Annotated in this window: 7 protein-coding genes; 4 read left to right on the plus strand and 3 right to left on the minus strand. The window is 31.4% G+C overall.

Annotation, left to right across the window (positions count from 1 at the left end; all coding sequences use genetic code 11):
* Positions 1-154: 154 nt before the first annotated feature.
* Positions 155-2,239: a M48 family metallopeptidase gene (locus CX675_RS00175; RefSeq protein ID WP_130733194.1), complete on the plus strand. Its 2,085-nt coding sequence runs from the start codon at positions 155-157 to the stop codon at positions 2,237-2,239.
* 472 nt (positions 2,240-2,711) lie between these two features.
* Here the strand turns inward: CX675_RS00175 and CX675_RS00180 are convergent, their stop codons facing one another.
* Positions 2,712-3,491: a toxin-antitoxin system YwqK family antitoxin gene (locus CX675_RS00180; protein ID WP_130733195.1), complete on the minus strand. Its 780-nt coding sequence runs from the start codon at positions 3,489-3,491 to the stop codon at positions 2,712-2,714.
* Positions 3,492-3,549: 58 nt separating this feature from the next.
* Here CX675_RS00180 and CX675_RS00185 point away from each other — a divergent pair, with 58 nt between their 5' ends.
* The gene (locus CX675_RS00185; protein ID WP_130733196.1) at positions 3,550-4,158 is read left to right on the plus strand and encodes a SpaA isopeptide-forming pilin-related protein; all 609 of its coding nucleotides are present in this window, start codon (positions 3,550-3,552) and stop codon (positions 4,156-4,158) included.
* Between the two features lie 6 nt (positions 4,159-4,164).
* On the opposite strand, the gene mfd is transcribed toward CX675_RS00185, so the two are convergent.
* Both mfd and CX675_RS00195 read right to left on the minus strand, forming a co-directional pair.
* A complete protein-coding gene (gene mfd / locus CX675_RS00190) occupies positions 4,165-7,476 on the minus strand; it encodes a transcription-repair coupling factor (protein WP_240723567.1) in 3,312 nt (1,103 codons plus the stop codon).
* 69 nt (positions 7,477-7,545) lie between these two features.
* Entirely contained in the window at positions 7,546-8,178 is a 633-nt protein-coding gene (locus CX675_RS00195; protein WP_130733198.1) for a hypothetical protein, read from the minus strand.
* Between the two features lie 154 nt (positions 8,179-8,332).
* Between CX675_RS00195 and CX675_RS00200 the strand changes: the two genes are divergently transcribed.
* Together CX675_RS00200 and CX675_RS20050 are read left to right on the plus strand one after the other, a co-directional pair.
* Positions 8,333-9,283, plus strand: coding sequence for an NAD-dependent epimerase/dehydratase family protein (locus CX675_RS00200; RefSeq protein WP_130733199.1), 951 nt, complete (start codon positions 8,333-8,335; stop codon positions 9,281-9,283).
* Between the two features lie 84 nt (positions 9,284-9,367).
* Positions 9,368-10,096, plus strand: a 729-nt coding sequence (locus tag CX675_RS20050; protein ID WP_240723548.1) for a glycosyl hydrolase family 8, incomplete at its 3' end; no start/stop codon positions are given.

The raw sequence follows: 10,096 nt of genomic DNA on the forward strand, positions 1-10,096 counted from the left end.
AAAAAGGCAGAAATCTTATATCCAAGTTAACAAAATACGGTCGTATGTTTGTACTGGTTAATAGCAGTAATTTTTTCTACTCGAGAAAAAGTTTAAAACCCGAAGGTCTCTCTTCGGGTTTTTTTATTAGATTAGCTTTTTAAAAAACTCGTTTATGAATGCCTCAATTGTAACCCCAAAACCAGTTAATCCGCCTAAGGAGCTAACAAAATTATCTCAAGCGTATATTGTTAAAGCTACAATAGCAATACTATCTATTCTATTGTTTTTTGTTTTATACACTTCGTTAATAATCGCTTTATTCTATTTAGTATATGTAGCGATTACCTATGAAGTAGGAAGTATCAATAAATTAACCATATTAATAAAATTAGGAGCAATTGCTGGATCGGTTATGTTAGCACTGTTTACGTTGAAATTTATTTTTAAGTTAAAAAATCATAAACCAGATAATCGAATTAAATTAGATAAAAAAGAAAATGAAGAACTGTTTTCTTTTATAGACGATATTTGTAAGAGCACTGGAGCTCCAAAGCCCAAAAATATTTATGTGGATCCAGATGTAAATGCTTATGTTTCGTATACTAATGTTTGGTTGAGTTTATTTCTTCCTACGAAAAAAGAACTTACTATTGGTTTAGGTTTGGTTAGCAGTTTGAATTTAAGTGAATTTAAAGCAGTTGTAGCTCATGAATTTGGACATTTTGCGCAAAGAAGTATGAAAATAGGCAGTTATATTCATAGTGCAAACACTATTATACATGGGATGATTTTTAGTAGAGACAAATGGGATGAAATATTAGAACAATGGAGAGGTTCAGATATTCGTCTTTCTTTTGCCGCTTGGATAATCACACCGGTTATTTGGGTTATTAGGCAGTTATTAATGCTTTTTTACATGTTATTAAATAGAATGCATTCTTTACTTTCTCAAGAAATGGAATTCAATGCAGACAAAGTGGCTGTTAAAGTGGCAGGAAGTGATGCCATTGTTTCTGCTTTATGGAGATTAGAACACGGGTTTACCAATTGGAACACGATTGTGAGTAATGCCTTTCATGCTTCAAAAAAAGAGGTATATTCAAAAAATTTATATCATCATAAAGGAATTGCTTTAGAAAAGCAAAAGGAAAATTTTACTACTATTTTAAATGATTTACCTGTAGATCATAATGGTTCAAAAGTTTTCTTTTCTATTTCTGAAAATGCTAAAGTAAGTATGTATGCCAGTCACCCACCAAATGCATTAAGGGAAAAAAGTGCAAAATCTCCCTTTTTAGGATGTGAAATAGATACGAGAAGTCCGTGGATATTGTTTTCTAATAAACTTTTGCTTCAAGAAAAGTTAACTCAGTTAGTTTACGAAAAATACTTGCAAAAAAAACCAACGCAATTTGTAGAAGAAATAGACTTTCAGCAATTTATTGAAGCGGAATCAGTAGAGAATTCATTATTTGAAGAATATGAGAACACTTTTCAAAATAGATTTATTACAATACCATCTATTGCAAAAATCGACTTATTAGATACAATTTCTACATCTTTAGACGATTTAAAAAAAGAAGTAGCAATTTTGATGCTTCCTGTAAAAGACATTGAAAACCTTTTGCAAAAAGCAAATGAAATAGCTTCAGGAACAACTAAAGAGAAGAAGCTAGTGTATAAAGACAAAGTATATACTAAAAAAGACATTCAAATTGTATACGATATTTTAATCGCAGATAGAGAAGCTTTATTTTTCTCTTCTTTTACAGCATGGGATGAGAAATTTATTGGTTATTTTTATCAATTAGCCAAACAGAAGCAGCAATCTGAAGTATTAATTAAGCGTTATGAACAACATCAAAAAATAATTGCATTATTTCAATTTTTATTAGCTTCCAAAAATGAGATGCTTACTAAAATTAGTCAGTTACAAAGTATAGGAGAAGTAACGCAAACTATGGTAGATAATTTAGCCAATGATATAAAAGATAAAGTAAAGCATATCAACGCAGAACTAATGCAGTTTTACACTATAGATTTTATTCCATTACCTAATATTGAAACGGTTGCTGAATTAAAAAATGCGTTATTTGATGGGGGACAACTAATAGAAGAAAAAGGTAGAATTTTTGAAAACAATGGAATCAACCGAATTATAACAGCGATAGACAATGGTATTGTAAGTTGTAATCGTATTGAAAATAAAAGTTTGGAGCAAATTCTAAAAACACACAAAGAACTACTGCAGAATTAACAAGAAAGGCAGAAATCTTGTATCCAACTTAACAAAGAGTAGCTGTATATTTGTATCAGTTAATAGCAGTAAATTTTTCCAAATTAAGGAAAGGGTAAAAATTTTGAAGGCCGAATTTCTCATTTTTCGGCCTTTTTTTATGCTCAAAAATGAAATAGTAACTTTAACAAGAAAGGCAGAAATCTTATATCCAACTTAACAAACAGTAGCCGTATCTTTGGTGTTAGTTAATAGCAGTAAATTTCCAAATTAAGGGAAAGGGTAAAAATTAAAAGGTCGGTTTATCTCATTCCGGCCTTTTTTTATTAAAAGAATCTTAATAAAAGTTAAAGAATAGACTAACTTTAACAAAAACGGCAGAAAAGTTGTAACCAACTTAACAAGTTAAGGTCGTATCTTTGAATTGGTTAATAGCAGTAATTTTTTCTACTCGAGAAAAAGTTTGAAAGCCGAAGTACTCACTTCGGCTTTTTTATTTTACTAGTGTCCCGTTTTTATATATTTCTGTTTTTTCTAAACTTCCATCTTCTTTGTAAAGTTTTCTTTCTCCATCTCTTTTCCCATTATTGTAAAAAGATTCAGCTTTTAAAATACCAGTGTTGTAAAATGATTGCCATTTTCCAATTTGTTCTCCTTTTTCATTATAACTTCCAATTAAATCAATTGTTTTTCCATCATCATGAAAATATTTCCATTCTCCAGTTATAACACCGTTTTTCGCCATTTTTCCAATGCCATCAAGAACATCCCTAGCTTTTTCTTTATAAATTTTCGTTAGTCCTACTGTTTCACCATTTTTATAATTAGTTTCTTGTTTTAAAAAGCCATTATCAAAATACAATTTACCTAAACCATTTATAGCATCTTTTGTATATGATGTTTCTTCTACAAGTATTCCTTGTTTATTGTAAAAACGAAACAATCCGTTTTTTATTCGTAAGCCTTTATCGTAAAGATAACTCTCCTCGCTAATTGGAAAACCATCTTCCGTATAAAAGAACCATTTTCCAGATTGTACATTTTTAGTGTAAAATCCTTTGCTTTGTATTTTACCATTTGGATGGTAAAAAGTATAATCACCGTCTAATTTTCCATCTTTCCAATTTGCTACACTTCGTAGTTGCCCAGTTTCATAAAAATCTTTACAAGTACCTATTTGTAAATCATCTTTAAAACCACATGGATTATCTGTTTGAGAATAAAAGTTTAATGTTTTGATTAGGAGTATTATAAAAAAGAGATTAGTTTTCATTTTGTAATAAATTATACCCAAAAATAATAATATATTTGTAAAAAGAATTGTTGTTTCTATGAAAAAAATATTTACAATTGTAGTGATTATTATGAGCTTTACTGTTCAAGCTCAAAAGGGGAAAACCATCTATTTTCCTCAAGTTTTTTTTGACAAAAAGGAAGCTACAAATTCTTTAGCAGAAGGGAAAAGTACGATTGAAGGAGTTGCTTTTACCAAACAAAAAAATTCCTTAGGTTTTAAACCGTTATTAGCTGAAAAACATTATGCTAGAGAAGGAACAGTGGTTATGCTTTTTCCGTGTACCAGCTATTTTGATGAATGGTATAGACTTAGAAACAAGTATGAAAATAAAAATACATCTGTATTTATGTCTCAAGAAGCTTTTGAGTATAGAATTGAAGCAAAAACAGATGCTTATGGTAGATTTAAATTTACCAATCTAAAACCTGGGAAATATTATTTAGAAACGATAATCGATTTTTCCGCAGTAGGTAGTTACAACGAACAAGTAGGTAATACAAATTATTATAATGGTTACGGAGCCTATGTGGGATCTAGCCCAATTTATCAGAAATATTATTACAACTATACCCTTGAAAACAGAGAATATGAATTTGTCGAAATTGATAGAGATGGAGAATTAATCGAAATTAAATTGAAATAAGATTAATTAAACAATTCCATTGACATATTCTAACGCTTTATTGATGGTTTTTACATTATCAAAAGTTAGTAATAAACGCAAACCGCTTTTCGTTTGTTTTTCTTTCATTCTACAAATGTTTCCGTGTTGCTGTACATATTGTACCACTCTCATAAAACGGTTGCTTTGATAAAAATTACTTTGTTGGTCACTTATAAAATAACCAATCATTTTCCCTTGTTTAATTACTATTTTTTCTATTCCTAAAGCAGTAGCTTTCCATTTTAAACGAACACTGTTTAATAAAGCAACAGCTGGTTTTGGTAAAGGCCCAAAACGATCAATTAATTTTTGTTCAAATTGTGCTAATGCCGATTCTTCTTTGATGACACTCAATTCGTTATACAAATTTAAACGTTCTGTAATGTTGTTGATGTATTCATCTGGAAAAAGAATTTCAAAATCGGTATCAATTTGTATGTCTTTTACATATTCTTTGGTTTCTACATCATTATCTTCAGGATATAAATCCGCAAATTCATTTTCTTTCAACTCTTCAATAGCTTCATTCATGATTTTTTGATAGGTGTCAAAACCAATTTCGTTGATAAAACCGCTTTGCTCTCCACCTAATAAATCACCAGCTCCTCTAATCTCAAGGTCTTTCATGGCAATATTAAAACCACTACCTAATTCGCTAAATTGTTCTAGTGCTTGTATTCTTTTTCTCGCATCTTCTGTCATAGCCGAATAAGGAGGTGTAATAAAATAACAAAAAGCTTTTTTATTGCTTCGTCCCACTCGACCGCGCATTTGGTGTAAGTCGGATAGACCAAAATTATTCGCGTTATTGATAAAAATAGTATTTGCATTAGGAACGTCTAACCCGCTTTCAATAATAGTCGTAGCAACAAGAACATCAAATTCTCCTTCGATGAAAGCAAGCATTAATTCTTCTAACTTTTTTCCATCCATTTGACCGTGACCTATACCCACTTTAGCACCAGGCACTAATCGTTGAATCATTCCGGCTACTTCTTTAATATTTTCAATACGATTATTAATAAAGAAGACTTGTCCTCCACGTTCAATTTCGTAAGCAATGGCATCTCTTAACACTTCTTCATTGAAAGAAATAACTTGTGTTTCAATAGGATATCTATTAGGAGGAGGCGTGGTAATTACAGATAAATCTCTTGCAGCCATTAAAGAGAACTGCAAGGTTCTTGGAATAGGAGTAGCGGTTAAAGTTAAAGTGTCTACTGTTTCAGAAATGGTTTTTAATTTGTCTTTTACATTGACACCAAATTTTTGTTCTTCATCAATGATAAGTAATCCTAAATCTTTAAATTTCACGTTTTTATTTACTAATTGATGGGTGCCAATAAGTATATCTAAACTACCTTCTTCCAACTGTTTCAAAGTCTCCGATTTTTGTTTTGCTGTTCTGAAACGGTTGAGGTAACCCACTTTTACAGGTAAGTCTTTTAGTCGTTCGGAGAAAGTGCGAAAATGCTGATAAGCTAAAATGGTTGTAGGAACTAAAATGGCTACTTGCTTACTATTGTCTACTGCTTTAAAAGCCGCTCGAATAGCAACTTCAGTTTTTCCAAAACCTACATCACCACAAACTAAGCGATCCATAGGTTTGTCGCTTTCCATGTCCATTTTAACGTCATGTGTTGCCTTTACCTGATCTGGAGTGTCTTCATAAATGAACGAACTTTCCAATTCTTTTTGTAAGTAACTATCTGGTGCATAAGCATATCCTTTTTCTAATCTTCTTTTAGCATAGAGTTGGATTAGGTTAAAAGCAATGTGTTTTACTCGGGCTTTTGTTTTCTGTTTTAAAGCTTTCCAAGCATTGCTTCCCAGTTTGTATATCTTCGGAGGTGCACCATCTTTACCATTGTATTTTGAAATCTTATGTAAAGAATGAATGCTTACATACACAATATCATTATCTGCATAAACCAGTTTAATCGCCTCTTGTTTTTTTCCATCTACATCAATTTTTTGTAATCCGCCAAATTTTCCAATGCCATGATCAATATGGGTTACATAATCGCCAACAGATAAAGAAGTAAGTTCTTTTAAAGTGATGGTTTGTTTTTTAGAATAGCCATTTTTGATGCTGAACTTATGATAGCGTTCAAAAATTTGATGATCGGTGTAACAGGCAATTTGTAGCTCTTCATCAATAAAACCTTGATATAATGGAAAAACAACTGTTTTGTATTGCTTGCGAGTTTGGTCATGATTTTCAGAATCAATATCTTCAAAAATATCATGAAATCGGTTCGCCTGATTTTCATTGGAACAAAATAAATAATTCGTAATGTGATTGGCGTGATTATCACTTAAATTATGGAGTAATAAATCAAATTGTTTGTTAAATGAAGGTTGTGGTTGAATATGAAATTGAAACTTTTTATCCGATTTAAATAAGGATTGGTTTTGTAATTCTACAACCGAAAAATCCAAAGCTTTATGAAGAAATTGTTTTTCATTTACAAATAACTCTTCTGGTTTAGCATGTTTTATATCGGTGGATAATTTACCAAAAGCCTCATTTGCTTTGTCAAATAATTTGTTTAGTTTTTGACCTAATGCTTCGGTATTTTGGATAAATAAAACCGTTTTTTCATTAATATAATCTAAAAAACTTTCTCGGTTTTCTTCTAGTAGTTTATTTTCTACATTTGGAATGATGCTAATTTTTTTCAGTTTTTCGACTGAAAGTTGGGTTTCTACATCAAAACTACGAATACTGTCTACTTCGTTACCAAAAAATTCAATCCGATACGGATGATCGTTAGAAAAAGAAAAGACATCGACAATACCACCTCGAACTGAAAATTCGCCTGGTTCAGTAACAAAATCTACTCGTTTAAAATTATATTCGAAAAGCGTTTCATTAATAAAATCTATAGAAACTTTGTCAGCAACTGCTAGTTTTAATGTGTTTTTTTCTAATTCTCTTCGAGTAACTACTTTTTCAAAAATGGCATCTACATAGGAAACAATAATAGCTGGTTTTTTTCTGGAGTTAATTCGATTTAAAACCTCGGCACGCAATAATACATTAGCATTATCTGTTTCTTCAATTTGGTAAGGTCTTCGGTATGAACCGGGGTAAAACAACACATCTTGATCATTAATTAATTGTTCTAGATCGTTTAAATAATAAGCAGCTTCTTCTTTGTCATTAAAAAGCAACAAAAAAGGGAGTTCTGTTTTTTTAAAAATAGCGTCTATTACAAAAGAGAAGGAAGATCCTATTAATCCTGTAACATGAATTTTTTTACGCTGTAATATAGATTCAGAAATTTGAGAAATGGTACTGCTTTTCTCATATTTTTGGATTATTTCAGAAGCTTTCAAGACCAGTGTTTGTTTTTGTTTTATTTATTCTTTGTGTTCAATTTCAGTAGGTTCCTGCTTTTCGTTTTCGATAGTTTCAATTTCTTCCTGAAACTTTTTATTGGCTAAACGCGTGGTGTCTAATGCTCTAATCATATCATCTTCACCCACTTCTTTCGGAATCGCTTGTTTTATAATTATTTCATCCCATTGATTGTGAACCCCTTTTATTTCTTCATTAATTTCGGTTATTAAAGAAAGCACTCTTTTTTCGGGAATTTCGTCTAAATGGATAAAAGTATCTAATGATTTTATTTTCGTATTTAATGTAATTAATCGGCTTCTTACTTGAGGGATGTTGAATTTTTCAGGAACTGTTAAGGTAAGACTGTCAGCTCTTTTGGAAACATTTTTTACTTTTAATTGAAAAGCTAATAAGGAAGTTTTTGGTTTTTCCTGAAGTTCTCTTTTAAATTGATCCCATTCTGTCCATCCTTCAATGTTTTTTTTAACTTCTGCTCTAGGTTCAGGAAAGGTGAATGACCATTTTTTAGAAATGGCTTTAAAAACAGCTTCTTTTTTTTCTATAAGTTTAATGGATTCTTCGTTTTGTTTTGAAAAATCATTACAAGAAAGTAAACTTAGAAAAAGAATTAAAAATAGAGCGGTATATTTCATTTTTAAGTATAATAAGAACAAAAATACTAATGTTTGTGTAAACTAAAATGGATTTGGCTATTTTCTTAACATTTCTTCTTAGAAATAATTTGTTTAAAATAAATAATTCATCCTTACGAAAACCTTATATTTGTTCATTAATTTCATTTAAAGCATGGATACAAAAGTTTTAATCATTGGTGCCTGTGGACAAATTGGTACTGAACTAACCGCTAAATTAAGAGCTACATATGGAGTCGACAATGTGATAGCTTCAGATATACGAAAATTAGAAAATGATGTGGTAAACAACGGCATTTTTGAAGTAGTAAATGCTTTAGATTACAATCAGATTGAACATTTGATTGAAAAATATGAAATTACAGATGTATATTTAATGGCTGCTTTACTTTCGGCAACAGCCGAAAAAAATCCTGCATTTGCATGGGATTTGAACATGAATTCGTTGTTTCATGTTTTAAATTTAGCTAAAGCAGGAAAAATTCAAAAGATATTTTGGCCGTCTAGTATTGCTGTTTTTGGACCTACGACTCCTTCTAAAAATACGCCTCAATATACTATTATGGAACCTACAACTGTATATGGTATTTCAAAACAAACAGGAGAAAGATGGTGTGAGTACTATAATAAGCAATATGGCGTAGATGTAAGAAGTATACGCTATCCAGGACTGATTAGCTGGAGCACCGAACCAGGAGGAGGAACTACTGATTATGCGGTTGATATTTATCATAAAGCCATTACGGAAGGAACATTTACTAGTTTTCTTTCCGAAAATACCGGTTTACCAATGATGTATATGGACGATGCGATTAAAGCGACCATAAGCATTATGCAAGCCCCTAATGAACAAATAAAGATTCGTTCTTCTTATAATTTAGCAGCAATGAGTTTTACTCCAAAAGAAATTGCTGGAGAAATTAAAAAACATTATCCCGATTTTACCATCGATTATGATCCCGATTTTAGACAAAAAATAGCTGATAGTTGGCCAGAAAGTATAGATGATACTGCTGCAAGAGAAGACTGGGGATGGCATAACGATTACAATCTGGAAAACATGACTACAGAAATGTTTGCTATGTTAAACAAACACGTGTATTAATTGGTTTGTCGTTTGTTTTTATGATACTATGAAGCTGATATTTTTATATTTTTGTGATTAGTAAACAAACAAAAAACAAACACAATGAACACTACACTACAATGGAAGTACATTACTGTACTTGCATGGACTATGGTATATGCTAGTCTGTGCGCCCAAACGCAACCTTTCCCTGCTAATGTCACTTTTTCAAACGGTTTAATGGCATCCAATAAAAACGATGCTGATGCTACTTCAAGTTATGATGTTTGGAAAACCAACTTCATAGAAGCATGTTCTAATGGAAGGTATCGCGTAAAATTTGATAATTCTTCTGAAACCGTTTCTGAAGGAATAGGTTATGGTATGTTATTAACGGTTTATAAAGCAGACAAAGTAACCTTTGACGGACTTTGGGATTTTTATAAAGATAACAGGAACGGAAATAATGTAATGAATTGGAAGATTCAAGGTTGTTCTGTGGCAACTTTAGGTCAGAATGGAGCTACAGACGCGGAATTAGATGCAGCCATGGCACTCATTGTGGCAGATTACCAATGGGGAAGTACTGGAACCATCAATTACAGAACAGATGCAGAAACCTTAATTGCTGCGATAAAGATGCATGAAGTGGAAGCGAATACGTATGTGTTAAAACCAGGTGATATGTTTGGTGGGAGTACGTTAACCAATCCTTCTTATTTTGCACCAGCTTATTACAGAGCTTTTGGTGTTTTTACTAATGATACGGTGTTTTGGAATAGTGTAGCTACGCAAGCGTATACTATGATTAATGCTAATTTAACTCAAAATAATGCTGTGGGCGGTTTGGTT

This window comes from Flavobacterium sp. J27 (genome assembly GCF_004303025.1).
GTDB lineage: Bacteria > Bacteroidota > Bacteroidia > Flavobacteriales > Flavobacteriaceae > Flavobacterium.